The following is a 25,184-nucleotide window of genomic DNA, read 5'->3' on the forward strand; positions in this document are numbered from 1 at the left end:
AAAAGGACAACATGCCAGAGTTCGGCGCAACGGGGAATTTGCGGAATGTTTCCGCAATCGTTACTGGCAGGCAATGGCGTCCTGCCGCCCATGTTGCAAAGCCGTTCGCATGGCTTGCCCCGAAAAAAGCCCTGATGAAGGCTTCCGTTTCCCTTGCGACGCTTTTCGCAGCCGTACCCGCCTTTGCACAGGGCGCGGAATCGGCGCGCATCGCCCTGCCCTTCGGTGGCGGCAGTATTGGTGCTTTTGAGGTCATCCAGTTTTCCATGTTCCTTGGCGTGATGGGCGCAGCCCTTCTTTCTGCAGGCTGGCTGATCCGCGAACGGTCGCGCGTTGCCGCAGAAAACAAGGAACTGCGTTCCAAATTCGCCGATCTCAATCTGATCGCCCAGCGCAATGAAGCCCTGCTCAACCTCAAGGATCAGCGCATTGTGGTCTGGGACGGTCATGGCACACGCGCTGAAGTCGTCGGGTTGTTGCCGGATGACAGTGCCGCCCCGCAGGATCGCTCGACCTTTCTGGCTTTTGGCCGCTGGCTGCGTCCGCAATCGGTGGTGGCGCTCGAGCGCGCCATTGGAATGCTGCGCGAACAGGCGCGGGCGTTTGATCTGACGGTTGAAACTGTCAACGGCACCTTGCTTGACGTGCGTGGGCGAACATCGGGCGGTTTTGCCGTGGCCCGGTTCCTGAGCCTGCAAGGCGTGCAGGCGGAACGCGCAGCACTACAGGCGCAAAACCGCGAGTTTTCAGAGCGTATCGAGCTTTTCCGCCGTCTTCTCGACCGGATCGATCAACCCGTCTGGGCGCGCGACGCCAGTGGGCGCGTTGAGTGGGTCAATGCCGCCTATGCGCAGGCTGTCGACATGGCGAATGCAAGTCAGGTCATTTCCGAAGGGCGCGAGCTTTTCGGGGCGCAGGCGCGCCAGCGTCTGGAACGCGACCGCTTTGCCGAGCCTGTCCTGCAGGAACAATTGACGGCTGTCGTGCATGGTGACCGCCGCCTTTTCGATGTGACGGATGTCAGCGCGGAAACGGGTTCCGTCGGGCTCGGCTTCGACCAGACCGAAGTGCAGGCTGTGCGTGAAGAACTGAACCGCACGATGAAGAGCCATGCCGAAACGCTGGATCAGCTTTCGACCGCAGTGGCGATTTTCGATCCCGAGATGAAGCTTCAATTCTTCAATCAGGCTTTCGCGAAATTGTGGTCGCTCGATACCGCCTGGCTGGAATCGCAGCCGAGCAACACACTGATCCTTGATCGTCTGCGTTCGGAAGGCAAACTGCCCGAACAGCCGGAATGGCGCAAGTGGAAGGATTCCGTCCTTTCCGCCTATCGCGCTGTCGAGCCGCAGGAACATATGTGGCATCTGCCGGATACGCGGACCATGCGCGTTGTCTCCAACCCGCACCCGCAAGGCGGTGTGACGTGGTTCTTCGAGAACATGACCGAAAAGTTCGAACTCGAAGGCCGTTACAACACACTTATCAAGGTGCAGGGCGAAACGCTCGACCATCTGGCGGAAGCAGTGGCAGTGTTCGGCTCCGATGGGCGCATCCGGCTTTCCAACCCGTCCTTTGCCGATCTCTGGGCTCTGCCGATGCCGCTGATCGTCGAAGGTACGCATATTTCATCGATTGCCAGGATCTGCGGCGAACGCGGCGGCAACGGTCTGTGGGATGATTTCGTGTCTTCTGTCACCGGCTTCCTCGATGAGCGCAATGGGCGCATGGGGCAGGTGGAGCTGGACGACGGCGCCATTCTCTCCTTTGCCGTGGTGCCGTTGCCGAAAGGTCAGACCATGCTGACCTTCATCGACGTTACCGACACGGTGCGCGTTGAACGGGCGCTCAAGGAAAAGAACGAGGCACTGGAACTGGCCGACCAGATCAAGAATGACTTCGTTCAGCACGTTTCCTATGAATTGCGTTCACCGCTCACAAACATTATCGGCTTTACCGAACTGTTGCAGACGCCGGCTTTCGGATCGCTCAACGAGCGCCAGATCGAGTATCTCGACCATATCAGCACCTCGTCATCGGTTCTGCTGACCATCGTCAACGACATCCTCGATCTTGCGACCGTGGATGCAGGCATCATGGAACTGGAGGTTGGCGAAGTTTCCGTCGTGGAAGCGATTTCGGCTGCCGCCTCCCGTGTCGGCGAGCGCTTGCGTGACCACGATATCGGGCTCGACATCGACATTGCCGACGATGTGGATGTGTTCAAAGCTGATGCAAACCGCGTCCGTCAGGTGCTTTTCAACCTCCTGTCCAACGCCACCAACTATGCGCCGGAAGGCTCCAGCATCCAGCTGCAGGTGGCGCGCGAAGGATCGGAAGTGGTTTTTGCCGTCCACGACGATGGTCCCGGCATGCCTGGAGAAGTGCTCGACACGGTTTTCAAGCGCTTCCAGTCCTATCCGAATGGCGGTCGCCGCCGGGGTGCGGGGCTCGGCCTTGCCATCGTCAAGAGCTTTGTCGAGCTGCACGGTGGATCCGTCGATATCGATACGGGTTCCGGTCGCGGAACAACGGTCATTTGCCGCTTTCCGTCGGAAACACGCAGCTTCCGCGTCGCTGCCGAATAAGGTAAAGGGTGCTCATGAGCGCCTCACAATCCAGCATTAGCTATTTCTTGTCCGACGAAGCCGCAACGCGGCGTTTCGGCGAGGATTTCGCCCTCGCCTTGCAAAAGGGCGATCTCGCCACGCTTTCCGGTGATCTGGGGGCGGGGAAATCCTCGCTTGCCCGGGCGATCATTCGGGCAATTGCCGATGATGAAGGTTTGGATGTTCCAAGTCCGACTTTCACGCTGGTGCAAAGCTATGAGACTTTGCGCATTCCTGTTGCCCATGCCGATCTTTACCGCATTTCACATGGTGAAGAACTGGATGAGCTGGGGCTGCCGGAGTTTCTGGAGGACGGCGTGGTTCTGGCCGAGTGGCCGGAGCAGGGCGAGGGGTTTCTGCCCGAACCGTCTTTTGCCGTCACGCTGAGCCATGAAGGGGCAGGGCGACGTATTGCCGTGTCGGGACCGGTGGCTGCGATCCAGCGGCTGGAGCGCTGTCGGACGATCCGCGCATTTCTTGAAAAAAACGACCGGGGAGAGTCCACACGTCGTTATTTCCAAGGAGATGCCGGTCCCCGTAGATATGAGCTCATCACAAGTGTCTCTGATGGTGTGGAAGTTCTCATGAACGCGCCAGCGATGTCCTATGATCCGCCGCTACGTAATGGCAAGTCCTACCGTCAGCTTGCCCATATTGCGGAGAATATTCAGGCTTTCGTGGCAATTGATGGCTTGCTTGCAAAACATGGTTTTCGCGTGCCGCAAATGCGTGCGGTGGATATTGATGCAGGGCTTTTGATCCTTGAGAATCTCGGAACCGAGGGCGTGCGGGCAGCTTCCGGGGAACCTGTCGCGGAACGCTATGAAGCCGCCGGGCGCTTTCTGGCGCATCTGCATGGGGTTGCCTGGCCCGATCATGCACCGGTGGCAGGGTATCCCGATCACATCATTGCTGGTTTTGACCGCGATGCGATGATGATCGAAGTCAACCTGATCGGCCAATGGTATGCGCCGCGCATGATGGGCAGGCAGCTTACAGACGCAGAAAAGCAAGCTTGTGAAACCGCATGGGATCGCGTGATCGCTGACATTGCCGATGTCGAAAAGAGCCTGCTCTTGCGCGACTACCATTCGCCGAACCTGTTCTGGTTTCCAGATGCCGAAGACAAGATCGGTGTCATCGATTTTCAGGATGCGATGATTGGACCGGCAGCCTACGACGTGGCTTCGCTGGCCCTTGATGCGCGTGTGACGATTTCGCCAGAGCTGGAACAGGCTGTGGTCGCGGTCTATTGCGACGAGCGTCATGCGCTCGGACATGCGTTCGACGAGGCTTTGTTTCGCAAGGCCTATGCGGCCATGGGCGCGCAGCGCAATGCCAAGCTGCTCGGTCTTTTTGTCCGGCTCGATGAGCGCGATGGTAAGCCGGATTATCTAAAGCACCTGCCGCGCATCCACGACTATCTCAGGCGTGTGCTGAAGCATCCGGTCATGGCGCCGGTGGCAGCATGGTTTGAGGAATTGGGGTTGATGCAGGAAGGAATGGCAAGCAATGAAAATGCCTGAAATGGCCCCAAAGACGGCAATGGTTCTTGCCGCCGGGCTTGGCAAGCGCATGCGTCCCATCACCGAAACCATTCCAAAGCCGCTGGTCAAGGTGGCAGGCAAGCCCTTGATTGACTGGGGGCTCGATGCGGTGGCGCAGGCAGGCATTGGCACGGCAATCGTCAATGTGCATTATTTAGCCGACAAACTGGAAGAGCATCTTCGTGATCGCAACGATCTGGAGATCGTGATTTCGGATGAACGCGAAATGCTGCTTGATTCAGCCGGCGGCATCGTGAAGGCACTTCCGATACTCGGAATGGAACCGTTTTTCATACTGAATGCCGACACATTCTGGGTGGGCGATGAGAAGGCTCCCAATCTGTTGGCGCTCACCGAGTTCTGGGACGCAGACCGGATGGATATTCTCCTGATGACGGCGCGTCTCGATCAGGAAACCGGTTATGAAGGCAAGGGCGATTTCGTTGCCGATGAGAAGGGGTGCCTGCGTCGTGCGCGCGATGTCTCCGGCGAGCCTGTGATCTATGCGGGAGCGGGGATCATCCATCCTCGCATCTTTGATCGTGTGGAGCCGGGTGTGTCTTCGCTCAACCGCTATTTCGACGAAGCGATTGCAGCGGGTCGCCTTTATGGTATGCCAATGACCGGGCACTGGCTGACCGTCGGAACGCCGGACGCAATCGGCGAGGCAGAGGCAGCGCTTACTGCATTTGCATAAGGAGGTAAAACGCATGAGCGCACGACGACCCAGAGATGGGAAACAGCGCCTGTTTTCAATTCCTCCCGGCACGCCATTTCTTCCCGCTTTTGCCAAGGCGCTTCTGGAAGGACGACTGGTCGAAGGTTTTCCCGGCAACCCTTCCGATCCGCTGGCATTGGCCAATGCAACTATCTATGTGCCAACGCGCCGTGCGGCACGCGCTTTGCGGTCCATTCTGGTTGATAGGAATCCGGCTAAGAGTGCTATTTTGCCGACGATAAAACCGCTCGGCGACGTGGATGAAGATGCCGCTTTCTTCAATGCAGGCTCATCGGGCGTCTTCGATATCAATCCGCCTATCGGTACGGCGGAGCGGCTTCTGCTTCTGGCGCGATTGATCCGCCCATGGCGGGAATCGCTGCCTTCCCATGTGCGCGCACTATTCGGTGTTGACGATGTTTCGGTTCCGGCAACGACTGCCGATGCGATCTGGCTTGCCCGCGATCTGGCGGGGCTGATGGATCAGGTCGAAACCGATGGGGCCAAGTGGAGCGAGCTTGCTGGAATTGCCCCGGAAGACCTCGCCGACTGGTGGCAGGTCACGCTCGGCTTTCTCAACATCGTCACCAATCTGTGGCCGGATATTCTGGCGGAACGCAGGCTTTCAAATCCCGCTGCGCATCGCAACGATCTCATCTGGAGCGAAGTAAGGCGCCTGCGCGCTCATCCGCCTGCCGGGCCGGTCATCGTCGCGGGTTCCACCGGCTCGATACCGGCGACTGCAGAACTCATTTCCGCCATTGCGGACTTGCCGAATGGCGCGGTGGTGCTGCCGGGACTGGACCGCGATCTGGATGATGCAGCCTGGGAGATGCTGGCATCGGCAACCGACAATCCCTCGACCTTCGGTCACCCGCAATTCGGGTTGCGCAAGCTTCTCGATGCAATGCAGACATTGCGTAGTGATGTGGAACATCTGGATGATATGCCCGCCTCCAAACGCCTGCGTGAGCGGGCGGTAAGCGAAGCGCTTCGCCCGGCGGAAACGACCGATGCATGGGGGCAGCTTGGAAATGACCCTAACACACAGCCGGAAGCCTTGCGGCAGGCAGCGCAGACGATCGATCTGATTGAAACTGCCAATGAGCGGGAAGAGGCGCTTGCCGTCGCTCTCGTCCTGCGCGATGCGATCAATGATGAAAACAAGATGGCTGCGCTGGTTACGGCAGACCGCAATCTGGCGCGACGCGTGGTGGGTGAACTTGCCCGTTTCGGGATCGACGCCGACGATTCCGGCGGGCGGCATCTGCGCGATGTCGAGACCACGACACTGCTGCGGCTTCTGGTCGAGACGGTCTTTAGCCCGGGCGATCCGGTCGCCTTGCTGGCGCTGGTCAAGCATCCGCTGCTGCGGTTGGAAGCTCCCCGTATAGAACGACGCCTTGCTGCCGAAACCCTGGAACTCATCGCCTTTCGCGGTGGCACGGGCCGCGCCTCCGTGCTCGATCTTCCCGCATTCTTCGATCGGCGGCTGGAAGAAAGCGCCAGCCAACCATGGCAACCGGCATGGCACGGCACGGTCACGCCGGAAATGATCGCCGCTGCCCGAAATCTCTGCGAAAGCCTGTCGAAGGCCGTGGTCCCGCTGGCACCTTTCGTTATCGCCGCACGCAGGACTGAGATCGGCGAAATCGCGCGTGCCACGGTGGAGGCGCTGGAAAATCTTGCGCGGAATGAAAAGGCCAGCGTGGCGCCTTTTTATTCCGGAGAACGCGGCGAACAGCTCGCCGCCTTTTTGCGTGGTCTGGTTTCGAGCGAAGCCGGGCTCGATTTTGAGGCCTCGGAATGGCCAGCCGTCCTGGATGCGCTGATGGCGGGCGAGACGGTCAAGCCGCATCCGGGCGGTCATCCGCGCCTCTTCATCTGGGGTGCGCTGGAAGCGCGCCTGCAAACCATGGATACGGTGGTAATCGGTGGCCTCAACGAGGGGAGCTGGCCCGCCCGCACCCGCAATGATCCGTTCATGTCGCGCCCGATGAAGTCGATGATCGCGCTCGATCCGCCCGAACGCCGTACGGGCCTTGCCGCCCACGACTTCCAGATGGCGCTCGGCATGGATCATGTGGTGCTGACGCGCTCGCAGCGTTCCGACAATGCCCCGACCGTGCCCTCGCGCTGGCTGCAGCGGCTTGAAACGGTGCTGGGCGCGGATGTGACGGCCGAAATGCGCCGGCGTGGGGCGCGTTTTATCCAGTGGTCGCGTGAAATCGACTGGGCCGAAGATGTTCCTTTCGTGAAAAGGCCGCAGCCCGCGCCGCCGGTCCTAGCGCGTCCGAAGCATTTTTCGGTGACGGAAATCGAAACGCTGCGCCGCGATCCCTATGCGATCTTCGCCAAGAAGATACTGAAACTGCGGCCGCTGGAGCCGCTGATCCGCGATCCGGCTGCTGCCGAGCGCGGCACCTTGTTCCACGATATTCTGGGACATTTTACCGAAGAAGCCATCGATCCGCTGGCACCGGATGCCGCAGAACGGTTGATGGAACTGGGGCGCATCCTCTTTGCCGATATGGACTTGCCGACGGAAATCGAAGCCGTGTGGTGGCCCCGTTTCACGGCGCTTATTCCGCAGTTTCTGGCCTGGGAAAGCGAGCGCGCCTACAATGTCCAGACCCGCTTTGCCGAGATTTCGTCAGACAAGCGCGAGGTTGAAGGACTTGGCATCACGCTTTCCGGCCGTGCTGATCGCATCGACCTGATGCGAGACGGGACGGCGGAAATCATCGACTACAAGACGGGATCGACACCATCGCCCAAACAGGCACATGTGCTGCTGTCGCCGCAGCTTGCACTGGAAGCTGCGCTTCTGGTGCGCGGTGCTTTCCGGGAGCTGGGCTCGGTCCGCGCATCCGATCTGACCTATGTGCGCCTCAAGGCGGGCGGTGAGGTAAAGCCGGAATCCATCCTCAAGATCGGACGACCGCCATCCGAAAAAACCGCACCGGCGCTTGGCGAGGAATCCTGGCAGCGGCTGACGCAACTGCTGGCCGAATACCAGAAGCCGGACAAAGGTTATCTGTCGCGTGCATTGCCGTTTCGCGAGACGGACCTGACAGGCGATTACGACCATCTGGCGCGGGTGTTGGAATGGTCTGCCGGAGGTGATGCGGGCGGAGAGGGGGAGACATGAGAAAAGCGCCTATTATCCCGGATGAAACACTGCGGGCGCAAAGCAACGCAGCAAATCCGGCAGCTTCCGTCTGGGTGTCCGCCAATGCGGGTTCGGGCAAGACTCATGTTTTGACCGAACGGGTTATCCGTCTGCTGCTCGAAGGCACCGATCCGTCCAAGATTCTCTGTCTCACCTATACCAAGGCGGCGGCAGCGGTGATGCAGAACCGCGTGTTCATGCGGCTTTCAGAATGGGCTGTCCTGCCCGATATCGAACTTGCCGAGCGTCTTAAGTCGCTTGAAGGCCGCAGACCGGGCGATGCCCGTCTTGCTGCGGCACGACGGCTGTTCGCCCGTGCGCTTGAGACGCCGGGCGGGCTTAAAATCCAGACCATCCATGCTTTCTGCGAAGCGATCCTGCATCAGTTCCCGCTTGAGGCGAACATTGCCGGTCATTTCGAGATGATGGACGATCTGATGCAGGCAGCCCTTGTTGGCGAAGCACGGCGGCAGTTGCTCGAAACCGCGCATGGCGGCGGCGATATTGAACTGGCAGAGGCCTTTGCCGATGTTTTGCAGGCATCGGGCGAGATGGGGCTGCAATCGCTTCTGGATGAGGCTGTGAGCAGGCGCAACGGCTTGCAGACCTATATCGCCGAACTGGGGGTTGCCGGGCATCGCAGCGAAGCTCTGCACCGGGCTTTCCGCTTCGATCCGCAAACCAGCGAAGACGATCTTGTCGCTGAACTCTGGCCGATACTGGAATTTTCCGACGATACGCTCGACCTCATCATGTCGATCCAGAAAGGTGCGTCGCGCGCGCAGGATTTTGCGCTGCAGCTTCGCCGTTTCGAAAAGGTGACGAGCCAGCGTGACCGCGAAGCGGTGTTGCGCGCTGCTTTTTTGAAAAGCACCGGTGAGCCAAAATCCGGTTCCTATGTCGGCTCGGCAGCGGTCAAAAAGCTTCTGCCTGATTTCGAAGAGGATTTCGACGCAGCAGCGGCACGTGTCGAACAGGGTCTCGATCGGCTGAAGGAATTGCGCCTTGTGCGGCTCAATCTGGCCGCGCTCACGCTGATCGATAATCTGCTGCAACGCTATCACGACCTGAAACGTCGGCGCGGCCTGCTCGATTTCGAGGATCTCATCACCCGGACCGTGGCGCTGCTCGCCCGCAACGGGGCAGGGCAGTGGGTGCAGTACAAGCTTGATCGCGGCATCGACCATATTCTGGTCGACGAGGCGCAGGACACCAGCCCCGACCAGTGGCAGGTCATCCGCATGCTGTCGGAAGAGTTTTTCTCCGGCCTCGGCCAGCGCAATATCAGCCGCACACTCTTTGCCGTGGGGGACGAAAAACAGTCGATCTATTCGTTCCAGGGCGCAGTGCCGGAGGATTTTGCGGCGCAGGGTAGAGCAATCGACGTTAAAACTCGCAACGCTGATCTGACTTTCAGCGAAGTACGTTTGAATTTTTCTTTCCGCTCCACTCCCGATGTACTCCAGGCCGTAGATGAAGTTTTTGGACGTCCGGAAGCCTATCGAGGCCTCGGAGATGCGACCATTCATACTGCCATTCGTTCCGGCGAACCGGGCGAGGTAGAAATCTGGGATATGCTGACGCCGGAAGTGGTGGAAGAGCCGGACGACTGGCGAGAGCCGGTTGATCATCTGGCAGCACCCGCCGTCCGGCTGGCGGATCAGATCGCGGCCACCATTCGCCACTGGCTGGATCGCGGGGAGCCTATTCCGGGCCAGAACCGGCGGATCATGCCGCGTGACATCATGGTTCTGGTACGAAAGCGCGACCAGTTCATGCCTGCCCTGTCGCGGGCGCTGAAAAACCTGTCCGTTCCGGTGGCAGGTGCAGACCGCTTGCGGCTCACCAGCCATATTGCCATTCAGGACCTGATGGCGCTCGGTCGGTTCGTGCTTCAGCCATCGGACGATCTTTCGCTGGCATCGCTATTGAAAAGCCCGCTATTCGGCTGGGATGACGACCAGTTGTTCGAGCTTGCCCATTCGCGAGCTTCAAGCCTCACTCTGTTCGAGCGGCTTTATCAGGCATCGCGCGGCGATGCTGCGCTGGCCGATGTGCACAAGACCTTGAGCCGCTGGCGCAATATGGCCGACACGATGCCGGTGTTCGAATTCTATGCACAAATATTGAGCGCGGATGGTGCGCGGCGAAAACTCCTGGCGAGGTTGGGGCCGGAGGCGGGCGACATCATCGACGAATTCCAGAATTATGCGCTTTCGGCCGAGCGTGCCGGTCTGCCCGGCCTGCAGGCTTTCCTTGAAACGCTGGAAGCGGCATCGCCGGAAATCAAGCGAGAACTCGATCAGGGGCGCAATGAAGTGCGCCTCATGACCGTCCATGCCGCCAAGGGGCTGGAAGGGGCGGTGGTGTTTCTCGTGGATCCGGGAAGCGCGGTCTGGACAGGCAGCCGCGCGCCAAAGCTCATTCCTTTTGACTTTTCGAACGATAATCCGTCGGTGAAAGGCTATCTCTGGCAACCGAATGCTGGATACCAGACCGGGTTCACGACAGCACAGATCGAGAAGCTCAAAACGCGGGCCGAAGAAGAATATCGTCGCCTGCTCTATGTCGGTATGACCCGAGCAGAAGATAGGCTCATCATTTGCGGTTATCGCGGCACGCGCGAAAGCGGCGAGACATGGCATTGCCTTGTCGAGGATGCGCTGGCTACCAAGGCCGAGACATTCGTGCACCCCGTTCTGGGTGTTGCCGCGAGGCGTTATCGCAATACTCCGCGAGGAATGGTCGAGATTACCGATCAGGATAGGACCGAAAACCACGCGCTGCCGTCGCTGCCGCGCGACTATCTGCGACCGATAAAGCCGGAAACCGGATTGCCGCGACCGCTGGCGCCGTCCGGCGCATCCGCGCTGATCGAAGCAGATGAGGAACCGCCACTCGATATGTTTTCGCCGGTACTCGGGGCAGGCGACGGCACGCCGGCCTTTGCACTGCGACGCGGCACGGCGATCCATATGCTGCTGCAATATCTGCCGGATGTACCGCAGGATGGGCGTGAAACGCTGGCACGCAACTATCTTGACCGGATCGCTGCCGACTGGCCGGAAACGGAGCGCCAGATAGCATGGAAGAGCGTCAGGACCATTCTGGACGATCCGACCTATGCGCCCGTCTTTGCAGAAGGCTCACGCGGGGAGGTCGCCATCATGGGCACGATCGAGCTTGGCGGGCGTGATCATGCGGTTTCCGGTCAGATCGACCGCATCAGCGTCGGTGAGGACCGGGTTCTGATTGTCGACTACAAGACCAATCGCCCGCCACCGAAAACCATAGAGGCCGTTCCTTTCGCCTATCGGGCGCAGCTTGCGCTCTATCGGGAATTGCTGGTGCCGCTTTATCCGGGACGGATTGTCGAAACAGCGCTTCTGTTCACCGAAGGCCCATATTTGATGCCGCTGCCGGATGTTGTTCTCGATGAAGCGCTGCAGTCTCTGAAAGACTCTCAAGGAAAGGTGACGAACCAGAACTTGACGGATGGCAGCAGACACGCCACATGATATAGCGAATGAAGAGCGGATTGTGTTGTGAGTCTGAAAAAGATGTCTGCCGTTCTTGGTGAAAAAAGAGGATAGCCCTATGGCAACCGTTAAGGTCGATAACAGCAATTTTCAGTCGGACGTTCTTCAGTCGAGCGAGCCTGTCGTGGTGGATTTCTGGGCGGAGTGGTGCGGTCCCTGCAAGATGATCGCTCCGGCTCTGGACGAAATCGCGACCGAAATGGCCGGTCAGGTCAAGATCGCCAAGGTCAATATCGACGAAAACCCGGAACTGGCTGCCCAGTTCGGCGTGCGTTCGATCCCGACGCTTCTGATGTTCAAGGACGGCGAACTCGCCGCCAATATGGTTGGCGCCGCTCCGAAGAGCCGCCTTGCCGACTGGATCAAGGCTTCGGCTGCCTGATCGTTTCAGCATAAGAAATACAAAACCCGGCCTTCGAGCCGGGTTTTTGCTTATAGGGGTGGCGTGCCGTTATCGCGTAAGACTTCACCGGCAAGGTAAAGCGATCCGCCAATCAGGATACGGGGTGGTGCTTCGTCTGATGGCCATGTGTCGCGTAGAAGCTTCAACGCATTGGCAACCGAATGCACAGGCTCTGCCGACAGGTTGGCTTTTTGAGCTGCTACCGCCAGCTCATCATTGGGAATGCCCGCGTCGCTGGACGGAACAGGCACGGTGAAAACATGCCGCGCCATACCGGCAAAAGCCTCGAAATAGCCAACCGGATCTTTGGTGTTGATCATACCCGTTACAAGAAACAGCGGGCGTTCATTGCGTTCTTCCAGATCGCCAAGCGTCTCGGCGATGACTGCGCCCGCACCCGGATTGTGGCCGCCATCGAGCCAGATCTCGGATGCCGCCGGTGCCAGGTCGACGAGAGCGCCATGGGTCAGTCGCTGCATGCGGGCTGGCCAGTCCACCACCATCAACGCCTTTTCGACGGCTTTGTCGGTCAGGCTGAAACCCGCCATCTGCACAGCCTCGATTGCCGCAGCAGCGTTGGAAATCTGGTGGCGCCCGAGGAGGCGCGGCAAAGGCAGGTCAATCAGACCGTCCTCGTTCTGGAACACCATGCGACCATGTTCCTCAAAAGCGAGGAAATCCTGCCCGTAAACCGAAACAGGACAGCCAAGACGATCTGCAGTCGAGACGAGCACTTCCCGCGCCGCGTCGAAGGGCTGAAAACCGACGACGACGGGACAATCCTTCTTGATGATCCCGGCCTTTTCAGCCGCAATCAGCTCTACGCGGTCGCCAAGATAGGCCTGATGGTCGATGGAAACCGGCATGATGAGCGCGACGGCAGGTTCGGTAATGACATTGGTGGCGTCGAAACGTCCGCCAAGTCCGACTTCCATGACGACGACGTCTGCCGGATGCTCGGAAAAGAGCACAAAGGCCACGGCCGTCAGGATTTCGAAAACGGTGATATGCTGACCGCCATTGGTCGCTGCAACGCGCTCTATCGCGTCGGCCAGAACATCGTCACTGACAAGTCTGCCGCCGCCAGGCGCTGCCAGGCGATAGCGCTCGTGCCAGCGGACGAGATGCGGCGAGGTATGGACGTGAACATCAAAGCCGCCCGCTTCCAGAAGCGCGCGGCAGAAAGCTGTCGCCGATCCCTTGCCGTTGGTTCCGGCGATGTGGATGACCGGCGGCAATTTCAGATGCGGATTGCCGAGCTTTTCCAGAAGACCGCGGATGCGGTCCAATGAAAGATCGAAGCCCTTTGGATGCAACTGCATAAGCCGCTCGATTGCGGCGGCGGCTTTTTCTGTCACGATCAGGCTGCCTTGTCGGTTGCTTCCGTCTTTTCGTGTTCCGGCGCGTCGCTTGTGCCGGGCTGCCGGGTCATGATCTTGAGAAGGCGCGCAACCGTGCCCTTCAGTTCCAGACGCGAGACGACCATGTCGACCATGCCGTGTTCCATGAGATAATCCGCGCTCTGGAAGCCTTCCGGCAGCTTTTCACGGATCGTCTGCTCGATGACGCGCGGTCCGGCAAAGCCGATCAGTGCGCCGGGTTCGGCAATGTGGATATCGCCCAACATGGCGTAGGAAGCCGTCACGCCGCCGGTGGTCGGATTGGTCAGGACAACGATATAGGGCAGGCCTGCTTCCTTGAGCATCTCCACCGCAACCGTGGTGCGCGGGAGCTGCATCAGTGACAGGATACCTTCCTGCATGCGTGCGCCGCCCGATGCGGCGAACAGAACCAGCGGACGCTTCAGCTCAATGGCTTTTTCGAAGCCCTGGATGATCGCTTCGCCGGCACCCATGCCGAGCGAACCGCCCATGAAACCGAAATCCTGAACGGTGGCGACAATCGGCAGGCCTTCGATCGTGCCGAGGCCGTTGACGATAGCGTCTTCCATGCCCGTGCGCGTGCGATAATCCTTGAGACGGTCGATATACTTCTTCTCGTCGCGGAATTTCAGCGGATCAACGGGCACTTTCGGCGCTTCAAGCGTGGTGTACTCGCCATTGTCGAAGAAGAAACGCAGACGGTCCTTTGCCTTGATGCGCATGTGGTGGCCCGAGGAAGGGATCACAAACTGGTTGCTCTCAAGGTCCTTGTGAAACACCATTTCACCGGTCGACGGATCCTTGATCCAGAGGTTTTCCGGCATTTCACGACGGCCGAGCATCGAATTGATCTTCGGACGGACGTAGTTGGTGATCCAGTTCATGACGTTTGGTTCCGTTTCTTGTTCTTCGGCAAAGAGCTTCAGCCGCTTAAATGGACGATTTATTGGGCGGCTTCAAGGCGTGTGGCGCGCACGCTCTCAGCAAGGGCGTGGACAAGTCCGGTTGCCGCAGCAACTGGATCGCCCTTCGGCTTGCCATTTTCGTCCAGTTCACCGGCAATCGCGTTGACAATCGCCGTACCAACGACCACGCCATCGGCATGGGTGGCGATGGCTGCTGCCTGCTCCGGCGTCTTGACGCCGAAACCGACGCAGATCGGCAGATCCGTGCTCTTCTTGATATGACGCACGGCTTCGCCGACCTTTGTCGTATCGGCAATGGCCGAGCCGGTGATGCCGTTCATCGAAACGTAATAAACAAATCCCGATGAATTATGCAGAACCTTCGGCAGGCGCTTGTCGTCGGTGGTCGGCGTGGTGAGGCGGATGAAATTGATGCCCACTTTCATCGCCGGAATGCAAAGCTCGGCATCCATTTCCGATGGAAGATCGACGACGATCAGCCCGTCCACGCCGGAAGCCTTGGCATCAGCCAGAAAGCGGTCCACACCGTAGATATAGATCGGATTGTAATAACCCATCATGACGATTGGGGTCGTGTCGTCTTCCTTGCGGAATTCTGCTGCCATGTGCAGCGTCTTGGCGAGCGTCTGACCGGCATTGAGGGCGCGCAGGCCTGCGGCCTGAATGGCCGGACCGTCCGCCATCGGATCGGAAAAAGGCATGCCGAGCTCGATCACGTCGGCACCGGCCTTGGGCAGCGCCTTCATTACCTTGAGCGAGGTTTCCAGATCGGGATCGCCACCCATGAAATAGGTAACGAGCGCCGGGCGGCCCTCTGCCTTCAGTTCAGCGAATTTGGTGTCGATGCGAGTAGTCATACCGTGCCCCGTGGCAAAGTGCGCGCCAGATAGTCGGCAACGGGCTTACCCGCCATCGCCGTTTCCATCCAAGCACGCCGTTCAAAGTCTATGATTCCGAGTTCCCACACACAGGCCATCAGCAGCGGCTGTGCGGGCATGAATTCCACCTCGTCGCCGAGTTCCGACTGCCAGAGGATTTCCGTGGCGATGCCGCCTTCGAGCCACCAGTGCAGAAGCAGCCAGAGACCTTCCTCGCCCTGATGCAAAACGGCGAAACCAACCCCCAGATGCGGCAGGGTGACAAGCTTTTCAGCGGCGGTTTCGATCTGTCTGCGGGCGAGGCCGACGGCAGCTTCCACGACAGGATTGTCCGGATCGGCTTCGATAATGTTGAGTTTGATCGTCGCCGGGCCGCACGTCGTCAGGCCGTCGAACCATGCGGCGCGCGGCTTGTAGACGGAGATTTCGGCGACGTCATTACCCATATCAGATGTCCATGCCGAGCAGCTTGCCGACCGTGTGGACATCCTTGTCGCCGCGACCGGACAGGTTGACGATCATGACCTGATCCTTGCCCATGGTCGGTGCCATTTTCACCGCCTGCGCGATGGCATGGGCGGATTCGAGCGCAGGGATGATGCCTTCGGTGCGCGTGCAAAGCTGGAATGCATCCAGCGCCTCATCGTCGAGGATCGGCACATAGTCGACGCGCCCGCTGTCCTTGAGCCATGAATGCTCCGGCCCGACGCCCGGATAGTCGAGACCGGCGGAAACCGAATGGCCTTCGAGAATCTGACCGTCATCGTTCTGGAGGAGATAGGTGCGGTTGCCATGCAGCACGCCGGGCCGACCTGCGCTCATCGAGGCGCAATGTTCTTCGCCGTCGAGACCGCGTCCGCCTGCTTCGACACCAACGATCTTTACAGAGGCATCGTCGAGGAATGGATGGAACAGACCAATGGCATTCGAGCCGCCGCCGACCGCTGCCACGATCACATCCGGCAGGCGTCCTTCCTGTTCCAGAATCTGCTGGCGGGCTTCGGTGCCGATCACAGACTGGAAGTCGCGCACCAGTTCCGGATAAGGATGCGGACCGGCAGCGGTACCGATGAGGTAATAGGTGTCTTCGACATTCGTCACCCAGTCACGCAGGGCTTCGTTCATCGCATCCTTGAGGGTGCCGTTGCCTGCGGAAACCGGGATCACTTCAGCGCCGAGCAGCTTCATGCGGAACACATTCGGCTTCTGGCGCTCGACGTCGGTTGCGCCCATATAGACCACGCAAGGCAGGCCGAAACGCGCGGCAACGGTGGCCGAAGCCACACCATGCTGTCCGGCGCCGGTTTCGGCGATGATGCGGGTCTTGCCCATGCGCTTGGCGAGGAGAATCTGGCCGAGGCAGTTGTTGATCTTGTGACTGCCGGTATGATTGAGGTCTTCGCGCTTGAAGTAGATTTTCGCGCCACCCAAATGTTTCGTCAGGCCTTCGGCATAGTAAAGCTTGGAAGGACGACCGGCATAATAGGTGGAAAGGGCATTCAGCTCCGCCTTGAATTCAGGGTCGTTCTTTGCCGTTTCATAGGCTTCCTGCAATTCGTGGATCAGAGGCATCAGCGTTTCGGCAACAAAACGTCCGCCGAAAATACCGAACATGCCCTCTTCGTCGGGGCCTGTCTTATAGGAATTGGGTGCAACCGGCTTGTTCAACGCTTCCGCTCCGTCAGTTCAGGCTGTCATACAGGGCATCGGCGCGCATCGGCGACAGCCCGGAAAAAATTCTCGATGAGACGCACATCCTTTTCGCCAGGCGCGCGCTCAACACCGGACGATATATCGATACCCGGCGCATGGGTCTTGTCCAGCGCCTCGGCGATATTGTCCGCATTCAACCCACCGGAAAGCATGTAATCGATATCCGCGTCAAGCGCGGCCAGAAGTTCCCAGTCGAATGACACGCCGTTGCCGCCCGGAAGGTCAGATCCCTTCGGCGGCTTGGCATCGAACAGGAAACGGTCTGCTATGCCTTTATAGGCTGTAATCGCGGCAAGATCGCTGGCCTCGCGCACCGAAAAAGCCTTCATGACCGGCAGGCCATAACGCGCCTTGATAAAAGTCACGCGTTCCGGCGTCTCATCGCCGTGAAGCTGCAGAATATCGGGTTTCACCGTTTTCACGATATCATCCAGCGTTTCATCGTCTGCATCGACTGTAACGGCAACGACAAGCGCACGTCCCTTGACCGCATCGCGCAAGCCTGCTGCCGTCTGCGGGGGTATATGGCGCGGGCTTTTGGGAAAGAAGATGAAACCGATATGCGTCGCACCGCCGTCGAGGGCGGCGGCAACGGCGTCGGGGGTTTTAAGCCCGCATATTTTGATATCGAGAACCATGGTTTTCCGTCGCATAAATCCGGGGGCTACTCAAGTTATTCCGTCCGTTGCCGATCTATTCGGAGAGCGGATGGCCGTCAAAACCCTGTGCGATCAGAAAATCATACGCCTCCATGACCTCAAGGGGAACCGCCTGTGCAATCTGATAGCCCTTTGCCGGATATTCAAGGATGCGTTGAAGGTCACCGGTCATTTCACTGATAAGCATCTCGACCGGATGATCTGCCGTCGGCTGGCCCTCGAAGGATACGAGCGGCGCGGTGATGCTTGCGCGTGCTTCCGGCCATTGCCGCGCCACTGTCGCCAGAACGCGGCGCTGTGTCTGCGGTTTGGTCACAAGGATGGCGCTGATTGCGCCGGGGGCAAGCCGTTCGCGACTGAACCTTATGTTTTCGCCGATATTGGTGGCATTGGGTTCGATCGTGATCGCTTTTTCGGGCACGCCGCGCTTGATTGCGATTTCAGCAAAGGCCTCGGCCTCGCTCGATTGATAGAGCTTGTCCGTCCAGTGACCGCTTTTGCCGGTAAACACCAGCCAGGTCGCCATGCCGGACAGAAAGAGATCGGCTGCCCTCTCGGCAACGCGCGGATCGTAGCTGCCAAGCCCGATAATGACATCGGCGGTTTCCAGCGGATCATAGATGCAATGATAATCCCACAGCACCTTGGCGGCGGTCAGTATGGATGGGGTCATGTGAAGTCGATAGCCTGTAATGCGCTGCCATTGCGCTTCAGCCAAGCCTTACAACGTTCCGTGTCGGGACAAAGCTCATGGCAGAGTTTCCAGAATTGCGGCCCATGATTCATCTCGATCAGATGCGCGACTTCATGCGCGACGAGATAGTTGATGACGGCCGGCGGTGCCATGCCGATGCGCCAGGAGAAGGAAAGGACGCCATCCGAGGTGCACGAGCCCCAGCGGCTCTTGGTGTCCTTGAAGCGGACGGCCTTGGCCTTGCGCCCGACGGTTGCCGTATGGCGTGCGACAAGCGCTTCAATATCCCGCTTCACCTGCCCCTTGAGATAGTCGGCCAGACGGCGCGGCAAATGGCTGGGATCGCCATGAACGAGCAGCACATTTCCTTCAAGAAGGTCGACTGTGCCGCGTCCGGGCTGATGCATGATGAGGTGCGGCACACCGCGAACGGGAATTTTCACACCGGGGCGTACGCCCGGCTGATCGGGCAGTTTTGCGATACGGCTTTCGATCCAGCTTTCGTGGCGATTGAGGAAGCTAAGCACTTCGCGCTCGGGTAGTCCGGGCGGAACCGTGATGCGCAATCCCCTGCCACCTGCTTCGATACGCAGGGTCAGTCGTTTGGCACGCGGGTTTTCGAACACACGCAATGGCAACTCGCGACCTGCCACCGCATGGATGCGTTCGCTCCGGACCGTCGCCGTATTGGCAGATGTCCTGTTGCCGCTGATTTGCCGAAGGAAGGATAAGCCCATCACTTAAGAATAAGCGATTCGCGTGAAAAACCAGAAAAATTTGCTGTTTTGGCCAAAACGGCGCGGCCAAACCGCGCCGTTTCGAGAGATTTCAGGGTGTTATACCCCATCAAACATCGGTGATGTCGTTCTTGCTGCCTTTGGCTGGCGTCTTCTTCGCGCTGGCACGGCGTTCAGCCATGAAACGATCGAATTCTTCCTTGTCGCGGGCGCGGCGAAGTTCTGCGGCATAGGCCTCGAATTCGGCGCGCGCCTCTTCAAGCTTGCGGCGTTCTTCAGCCAGTCGTTCCAGCTCAGCACGACGCCAGTCGTCAAAAGCCTCGTTGCCGGTGGTGTTACCGAAGTTGAAGCTTTCGCCTTTGCGGCAGTTGCGGAACGAGCCAAACATGGAATCGGTCTTTTCGTTCACGCCGCGCTTGAACCCTTCGAGGCGATCACCCCAGAGGATATAGGCGAGCATGGCAAGGCCAAGCGGCCAGAACAGGAAAAAGCCGAGCACCATCAGCGCAATCGTGGCTGGCGTCCATGCCGGGCGGATCAATGCAGTATTGGTCATGGTCTGCTCCGTCGAAAAGCGCATGCCATTCAACCGTTCGACATCGTCCGGCAACATGCGCGAAACCAGGGCCTGCCAGCCCGCTCCATGCGGACATTTTCTTCTGGCGGCTTGACTTCGACGTGGTGAAAAGATTGCGGCTTTTCAAGAATGCAACCTGCGGATTCAGGCTGCGTTTCGCCTAACCAATGTGATTAATTCGAAATTTTTTTGCGAAGATGCTCAAGAAAAGTGACGCATAGCCCGGCTATCAGCGCCCAGAAAGCGGAGCCAACCCCGAAAAATGCCATGCCGGAGGCCGTCACGGCAAAGGTTATCGTTGCAGCAAGACGTTCATGTTCGTCCTTCAGCGCCAGCGACATCGCATTGATGAACGGGCCTGTCAGGGCAAGCCCGGCAACAAGGGCGATGAGCGTTACCGGCAATACGGCAAAGATCGCGACCAGCGAAGCGCCGAAAAGGGCAAACACGACATAGATCGCTGCATAGACCGGTCCGGTAAGCCAGCGTTTGCTGTGGTCCGGATGTGCATCGGGATTGGTGCAGAGCGCTGCCGAGATTGCGGCAAGATTGGTGGTGGATGCCCCAAAAGGCGCTGTCAGCAAAGAAGCCAGGCCGGTCACGCGCAGGCAGGCGCTGGTTGGCGGTTCATAGCCCGAAGCGCGCAGCACGGCGAAGCCCGGCAGGTTCTGCGAGGCCATGGTCACCAGATAGAGCGGGATCGCAATGCCGATCATCGCACCCATGTGGAATTGCGGCCAGATGAGGGTAAGCGTCGAGATTTCTGGCGCGGGCAGGGCAGGTGAGCGCCCTGTGATCAATGCGAAGATCATGCCGGTCACCAGCACGGCAATGACGGCAAGCGACGGGTTGAACAGGCGGATGATGAAGAACAGCGCCACCAGCGGCAGAACGAAAACCGGATCGCCGGGCACTGTTTTGGCCGCAGCGATGACGAAACTCAACAGCACACCTGCAAGCATGCCTGACGCGACCGAGGCGGGGATGCGGGAAACGAGTACCGACAATTGACGGATCAGTCCGGTGGCGACCAGTGCGAGTGCGGTCACGATGAACGCGCCAACCGCTTCCGGCATGGTGAAACCGGCACTGGCGCCGATCAGTGCCAGCCCCGGTGTGGACCAGGCTGCGATGATCGGCATCTTGTAGCGGATGCTGAGCCAGGCGGAAGAAGCGGCAATCGCAAGACAGATCGCCGTGACCCAGCTTGCGGTTTCGGCCTGTGTGGCGCCCAGCACCTGTGCTGCAGCAATGATGAGTGCCAGCGTGCCACCGAAGCCGACAATGGCAGCAACCGCCGAGGAAGCGAAAACCGAAAACCGCATGATGATGCCCCGTTATGCTGTTGCGGTAACGCGTTCGGCCAGACCGGAAACCGTGCGGATGAGAAGATCGAGGTCCTGCGGGCGCGAAAGCCGGTGGTCGCCATCGCGTACGAGCGTCAGGGTCACGTCATCGACAGGCAGGTGTTCCACCAGCGTCAGTGCGTGTTTGTAGGGAACGTCGGGGTCCTGCATGCCCTGCAGGATATGAACCGGACAGCCGGTCTCGATAATATTCTTGAGAACCAGATTCTTCCGTCCGTCCTCGATCAGCGCACGCGTATAGATATAGGGATTGGGCGAATATTCGGAGGGTTCTTCGAAATAGCCCTTTTCCTGGAGATCTTGTTTCTGTGCTTCGGAAAGCGTGGGTTCCACGAGCACGGCGGTAAAATCGGGAGCCGGCGCGATCAGCACAATCCCGGCAGGCGACTTGCCTTCCTTCTTGAGCTCCTGCGCCATCCGCAGCGCGATCCAGCCGCCCATGGAGGAGCCGACAAGAATCTGCGGACCCTTGGTAAGTTTGCGGTAGACCGCAAGGCTTTCGTTCAGCCAGCGCGAGATGGTGCCCTGATTGAAATCGCCACCGGATTCGCCGTGGCCGGAATAATCGTGCCTGAGCGCACTGTGTCCGGTCTCAGCTGCCCATTCGTCGAGAACGGCCGCCTTGGTGCCCAGCATGTCGGAACGATAGCCGCCGAGCCAGACCACGCCTGGAGATTTGCTTCCGGCTCTGTAACGCAGGGCGATGTTCACTCCGTCCACGTCGATGAATTCCAGCCCCGCAGCGCTCATTTCAAATCTCCTCATTTTCCGGGAGTGTTTTGGCATGTTCGTAATTGAGTGAAAACCCGCCATCTGGTGCGAGGCCCTTGAAATGACGGCAAATGTGACCGATATGCCGCTTGTCTCCCGCGAAATGACGCCAAAAAGAACGTTTATCACGCGGGGGTGATTTTTCCTGTCAAAGATGCTATTGACTTCGCCGCCTGCTTGACGACATTTCCGCGATCAACTGCGGTTTGATCGAGGATATGCCGTCTGGCAGCAAGTATCCGACCGCATGAGACGTAACAATTCAGGAGATAACGACCATTCGCCGACCCTTCAGAGCGACGCCGGTTCAGAAAGATGGACCGCGCTCCAACCGTGATATCCGGGTTCCCCGGGTTCAGCTTATCGATGCCGAAGGCCAGAACCACGGCGATGTTTCCATTCAGGAAGCTATCGCCATGGCAGAGGAAGCGGGCCTCGATCTCGTTGAGATCGTGCCGAACGCGGAGCCTCCGGTTTGCAAGATCGTCGACCTCGGCAAGCTGAAGTATCAGAATCAGAAAAAGGCCGCCGAAGCACGCAAGAAGCAGAAAACGGTTGAAATCAAAGAGATCAAGATGCGACCGAACATCGACACCCATGATTATGAGGTGAAGATGAAGGCTGCTCTGCGTTTCTTTGAGGAAGGCGACAAGGTCAAGGTTACCTTGCGTTTCCGTGGACGCGAAATGGCGCATCAGGAACTTGGCATGAAGCTTTTGCAGCGTGTCAAGGAAGACACTGTTGAAATTGCCAAGGTCGAGTCCGAGCCGAAGCTTGAAGGCCGTCAGATGATGATGGTTCTCGCTCCGCGCTGAACATTTCGAAATGCCTTGGAAAAGCCGCCTTCGGGCGGCTTTTCATTTGTCCTGACAAATATGGGATCATGAAACTGCAATGAAGACTTTGGGCGAACTGGGTAAATATCAGCAGCGTCGGCGTCTTGCGATCGGTGCCGTTATAGTGCTTCTGGTCGTGGCGCTGCTTTTCGTGAGCTCGCAATCGACCGGGCATTTTCATGAGTATATCGAGGCGTTCGGGCTTAGCCTGATCGTTGCGGCCATTATCGGGCGCATGTGGTGCACGCTTTATATCGGCGGCCGCAAGAGCGCGGAAATCGTCCAGAGCGGGCCGTATTCGGTTACGCGCAATCCGCTCTATGTCTTCAGCAGCATCGGTGCGATGGGTATCGGCGCGCAGACCGGCAGCATCATCATTGCTGCAGCATTCGGCGTGCTTTGCTACCTCGCTTTCTCGGTTGTCATCCGGACGGAAGAGAAATTCCTCAAGCAGAATTTCGGCCAGCCTTATGAAGCCTATTGCGCGAGTGTGCCGCGTTTCTTCCCGAAGTTTTCGCTGTTTCGCGACGACAAGGAGCTGATCGTCCGGCCTGACCGGATCTACCGCACCTTTACGGACGGTCTGGTGTTCTTCGTCGCCTATCCTTTCTTTGAGTTCGTGGAATATTTGCAGGACATTCATGCCCTGCCAGTGCTTCTGCGACTTTATTGAGGTTCAGGCTGCGATTCAGCCCAATTCGGGCATTGCGTTTTGCGGTCTTTAAGCCTATAAGGCCGCGTTCGAACCGCCCGGCAGGGCATGCCGTGGCGGTTTCGTATGCTTTTCAGGCTCGGTCTGCCTGAAAGTAAAAACACTGTTCCTGTGTGACGCAGGCACGAGCGCCCTTAAAGCAAGAGGCGTGGAGTGCCGCAGGCACGACGGGGACTAAACAAAGGAGTAGCAAAATGCCCAAGATGAAGACCAAATCGGCCGCCAAGAAGCGGTTCAAAATCACTGGCACTGGCAAAGTTGTAGCCGCGGCTGCAGGCAAGCGTCATGGCATGATCAAGCGCTCGAACAAGTTCATTCGCGATGCACGCGGCACCATGGTGCTCTCGGAAGCAGACGCGAAGATCGTAAAACAGTTCCTGCCTAACGGCCTCTAAGCCGCTGTCCTTTAAGGAGATCATACTATGGCACGCGTAAAACGCGGCGTTACTTCACACGCCAAGCACAAAAAAGTTCTCGATCAGGCTGCCGGTTTCCGCGGTCGTCGCAAGAACACCATCCGCACCGCTAAGGCTGCAGTTGACCGTTCGAAGCAGTATGCTTACCGCGACCGTAAGAATCGCAAGCGTACGTTCCGCGCTCTCTGGATCCAGCGCATCAATGCTGCTGTCCGCGAACAGGGCCTGACCTATGGCCGTTTCATCGACGGTCTGGCAAAGGCTGGCATCGAGATCGACCGCAAGGTTCTGTCCGACATCGCAATCCACGAACCGGATGCATTCGGTGCGCTGGTTGCATCGGCAAAGAAGGCTCTTGAGTATCTCAAGAACACCGAAACGCCGAACGCTTTTGAAGGCGCTGTCCGCTAAGCCAGCCCTTCCCAAGTGACATTTTGAATTTGGGAAACCCGCGCTGGCTCGGCTGGCGCGGGTTTTCCTTTTTCGGGCGTTCAGAACGCATCCCGAAAAGTGTGAAACGGTTGTTGGAACAAGATGCGAAAAGCAAAGGCATAGACCGGAGATGAAGGATGAGCCGGGCAAGCTGAGACTGGACGTGGATGATCTCCGCAGCCTGCTGGTTTTGCTTGTTCAGAGCCAGGGCAAGCGTGTTTCCAGCGCTGTGATTGGCGGTCATCGCGTCTGGATCAAGCGCTACGATGCCGAAAGGCGTCCGCTTGCGAAGCGTCTGCACAGCCTGATTTCGCCACTTCTTCTCTATCCGTTCCTGCGCAGCCCGAAAGATGTTGGGGAAGTAGGCATGGCCGACCGTGAAGAGCGCAAGATGAGCGCTTTTCTAGAGGCCGGCTTTCAGGTGCCCGGAATTGTCTACCGCCAAGGGGCGGTGATGGTCCTGAGCGATGTCGCGCCGATCATCCAGGATCGGCTCGACCATTTGCGTCGAAATGATCCGCAAGGCCATGACGCGCTTCTCGTCCGTTGTGCCCATGCTTTGGGTGAGGCCCATGCCGCAGGACTGTGCCACGGGCGTCCGCATCCGCGTGATTTTTTCGAGAAGAATGGTGTTGCCGGTTTTCTGGATTTCGAGGAAGAACCGGAAACCATCATGCCGCTGGCCGCCGCACAGGCGCGCGACGTGTGGCTTCTGTTTTTCCAAATCACCGCGCAGGCGCGTCTTGCGGGGACGCCGCAAAGGGCATTTGCAACCTATCGCGCGGCGGCACCGTCTGCTGTGATCCCGGAACTGAAGAAAATCGTCGGGTTTTTCCGATTTACCATCGCGCCGCTGAGGCTGTTCCGCCGGATATTTCTAGGCGGTGATGGAAGACGGCTTTTGCAGGCGATGGAATTTTTTGACGCCAATCTTGATGCGTCTTACCAATCAGGCCAAAGAGAGTGACGACAACGCTTCTTTGGCTTCGGAGCAAAATATCTGGAGCGCTGCAGGCGCGACCAGGGAACTCAAAACAAGAGGCGTGGAGCGCTGCAGGCGCGACAGGGAACTCAAACAAGAGGCGTGGAGTGCCGC

The 25,184-nt window shown here is 58.6% G+C and carries 22 protein-coding genes; 11 read left to right on the top strand and 11 right to left on the bottom strand.

Going from position 1 to position 25,184, the window contains the following annotated elements:
* Positions 1-134: 134 nt before the first annotated feature.
* The 6 genes from CQZ93_RS13585 (at position 135) to trxA (ending at position 11,967) form a co-directional block, all read left to right on the top strand.
* Positions 135-2,588, top strand: coding sequence for a sensor histidine kinase (locus CQZ93_RS13585; RefSeq protein ID WP_286153494.1), 2,454 nt, complete (start codon positions 135-137; stop codon positions 2,586-2,588).
* A gap of 14 nt (positions 2,589-2,602) precedes the next feature.
* A complete protein-coding gene (gene tsaE, locus CQZ93_RS13590; protein ID WP_105543013.1) occupies positions 2,603-4,135 on the top strand; it encodes a tRNA (adenosine(37)-N6)-threonylcarbamoyltransferase complex ATPase subunit type 1 TsaE in 1,533 nt (510 codons plus the stop codon).
* Positions 4,122-4,853, top strand: coding sequence for a nucleotidyltransferase family protein (locus tag CQZ93_RS13595; RefSeq protein WP_105543014.1), 732 nt, complete (start codon positions 4,122-4,124; stop codon positions 4,851-4,853). Before tsaE ends, CQZ93_RS13595 begins: the two co-directional genes overlap by 14 nt.
* 13 nt (positions 4,854-4,866) lie before the next feature.
* Complete coding sequence (gene addB, locus CQZ93_RS13600; protein WP_105543015.1) at positions 4,867-8,025, top strand: double-strand break repair protein AddB; 3,159 nt, start codon at positions 4,867-4,869, stop codon at positions 8,023-8,025.
* On the top strand, positions 8,022-11,564 hold the full coding sequence (addA, locus tag CQZ93_RS13605; protein WP_105543016.1) for a double-strand break repair helicase AddA: 3,543 nt from the start codon (positions 8,022-8,024) through the stop codon (positions 11,562-11,564). Before addB ends, addA begins: the two co-directional genes overlap by 4 nt.
* Positions 11,565-11,643: 79 nt before the next feature.
* Positions 11,644-11,967: a thioredoxin gene (gene trxA / locus CQZ93_RS13610; RefSeq protein WP_006473274.1), complete on the top strand. Its 324-nt coding sequence runs from the start codon at positions 11,644-11,646 to the stop codon at positions 11,965-11,967.
* Between the two features lie 50 nt (positions 11,968-12,017).
* On the opposite strand, the gene CQZ93_RS13615 is transcribed toward trxA, so the two are convergent.
* The 11 genes from CQZ93_RS13615 to CQZ93_RS13665 form a co-directional block, all read right to left on the bottom strand.
* Positions 12,018-13,310 (bottom strand): bifunctional folylpolyglutamate synthase/dihydrofolate synthase, encoded by a 1,293-nt coding sequence (locus CQZ93_RS13615; protein ID WP_181153382.1) that lies wholly within the window; start codon positions 13,308-13,310, stop codon positions 12,018-12,020.
* Between the two features lie 38 nt (positions 13,311-13,348).
* Positions 13,349-14,254 (bottom strand): acetyl-CoA carboxylase, carboxyltransferase subunit beta, encoded by a 906-nt coding sequence (gene accD, locus CQZ93_RS13620; RefSeq protein ID WP_105543018.1) that lies wholly within the window; start codon positions 14,252-14,254, stop codon positions 13,349-13,351.
* A gap of 59 nt (positions 14,255-14,313) precedes the next feature.
* Positions 14,314-15,153 carry a tryptophan synthase subunit alpha gene (trpA, locus tag CQZ93_RS13625; protein ID WP_105543019.1) on the bottom strand — a complete coding sequence of 280 codons (840 nt, stop codon included), beginning with the start codon at positions 15,151-15,153 and terminating at the stop codon, positions 14,314-14,316.
* Positions 15,150-15,620, bottom strand: coding sequence for a hypothetical protein (locus CQZ93_RS13630; RefSeq protein ID WP_105543020.1), 471 nt, complete (start codon positions 15,618-15,620; stop codon positions 15,150-15,152). The genes trpA and CQZ93_RS13630 overlap by 4 nt, the downstream gene beginning before the upstream one ends.
* Position 15,621: 1 nt before the next feature.
* Complete coding sequence (gene trpB, locus CQZ93_RS13635) at positions 15,622-16,842, bottom strand: tryptophan synthase subunit beta (RefSeq protein WP_105543021.1); 1,221 nt, start codon at positions 16,840-16,842, stop codon at positions 15,622-15,624.
* A 26-nt stretch (positions 16,843-16,868) separates the two neighbouring features.
* Positions 16,869-17,525 carry a phosphoribosylanthranilate isomerase gene (locus CQZ93_RS13640; RefSeq protein WP_105543022.1) on the bottom strand — a complete coding sequence of 219 codons (657 nt, stop codon included), beginning with the start codon at positions 17,523-17,525 and terminating at the stop codon, positions 16,869-16,871.
* A 55-nt stretch (positions 17,526-17,580) separates the two neighbouring features.
* Complete coding sequence (locus CQZ93_RS13645) at positions 17,581-18,219, bottom strand: YdcF family protein (RefSeq protein ID WP_105543023.1); 639 nt, start codon at positions 18,217-18,219, stop codon at positions 17,581-17,583.
* Positions 18,216-18,977, bottom strand: a complete 762-nt coding sequence (locus tag CQZ93_RS13650) for a M48 family metallopeptidase (protein ID WP_105543024.1) — start codon at positions 18,975-18,977, stop codon at positions 18,216-18,218. Before CQZ93_RS13650 ends, CQZ93_RS13645 begins: the two co-directional genes overlap by 4 nt.
* 109 nt (positions 18,978-19,086) lie before the next feature.
* On the bottom strand, positions 19,087-19,533 hold the full coding sequence (locus CQZ93_RS13655) for a DUF2852 domain-containing protein (RefSeq protein WP_105543318.1): 447 nt from the start codon (positions 19,531-19,533) through the stop codon (positions 19,087-19,089).
* 194 nt (positions 19,534-19,727) lie between these two features.
* Positions 19,728-20,879, bottom strand: coding sequence for a benzoate/H(+) symporter BenE family transporter (locus tag CQZ93_RS13660; RefSeq protein WP_105543025.1), 1,152 nt, complete (start codon positions 20,877-20,879; stop codon positions 19,728-19,730).
* 12 nt (positions 20,880-20,891) lie between these two features.
* On the bottom strand, positions 20,892-21,671 hold the full coding sequence (locus tag CQZ93_RS13665; protein ID WP_105543026.1) for an alpha/beta hydrolase: 780 nt from the start codon (positions 21,669-21,671) through the stop codon (positions 20,892-20,894).
* A gap of 299 nt (positions 21,672-21,970) precedes the next feature.
* Here CQZ93_RS13665 and infC point away from each other — a divergent pair, with 299 nt between their 5' ends.
* The 5 genes from infC to CQZ93_RS13695 all read left to right on the top strand — a co-directional run bounded on the left by infC (position 21,971) and on the right by CQZ93_RS13695 (position 25,055).
* On the top strand, positions 21,971-22,507 hold the full coding sequence (gene infC, locus CQZ93_RS13675) for a translation initiation factor IF-3 (RefSeq protein WP_012091035.1): 537 nt from the start codon (positions 21,971-21,973) through the stop codon (positions 22,505-22,507).
* A 79-nt stretch (positions 22,508-22,586) separates the two neighbouring features.
* A complete protein-coding gene (locus CQZ93_RS13680; RefSeq protein WP_105543028.1) occupies positions 22,587-23,201 on the top strand; it encodes a methyltransferase family protein in 615 nt (204 codons plus the stop codon).
* 233 nt (positions 23,202-23,434) lie between these two features.
* Positions 23,435-23,635 (top strand): 50S ribosomal protein L35, encoded by a 201-nt coding sequence (rpmI, locus tag CQZ93_RS13685; protein ID WP_024898386.1) that lies wholly within the window; start codon positions 23,435-23,437, stop codon positions 23,633-23,635.
* Positions 23,636-23,662: 27 nt separating this feature from the next.
* Complete coding sequence (gene rplT / locus CQZ93_RS13690) at positions 23,663-24,067, top strand: 50S ribosomal protein L20 (protein WP_105543029.1); 405 nt, start codon at positions 23,663-23,665, stop codon at positions 24,065-24,067.
* 151 nt (positions 24,068-24,218) lie between these two features.
* Positions 24,219-25,055 carry a BUD32 family EKC/KEOPS complex subunit gene (locus CQZ93_RS13695; RefSeq protein WP_105543030.1) on the top strand — a complete coding sequence of 279 codons (837 nt, stop codon included), beginning with the start codon at positions 24,219-24,221 and terminating at the stop codon, positions 25,053-25,055.
* Positions 25,056-25,184 lie beyond the last annotated feature (129 nt).

The sequence above is a fragment of the Ochrobactrum vermis genome (assembly GCF_002975205.1).
In the GTDB taxonomy this organism is placed as follows: Bacteria; Pseudomonadota; Alphaproteobacteria; order Rhizobiales; family Rhizobiaceae; genus Brucella; species Brucella vermis.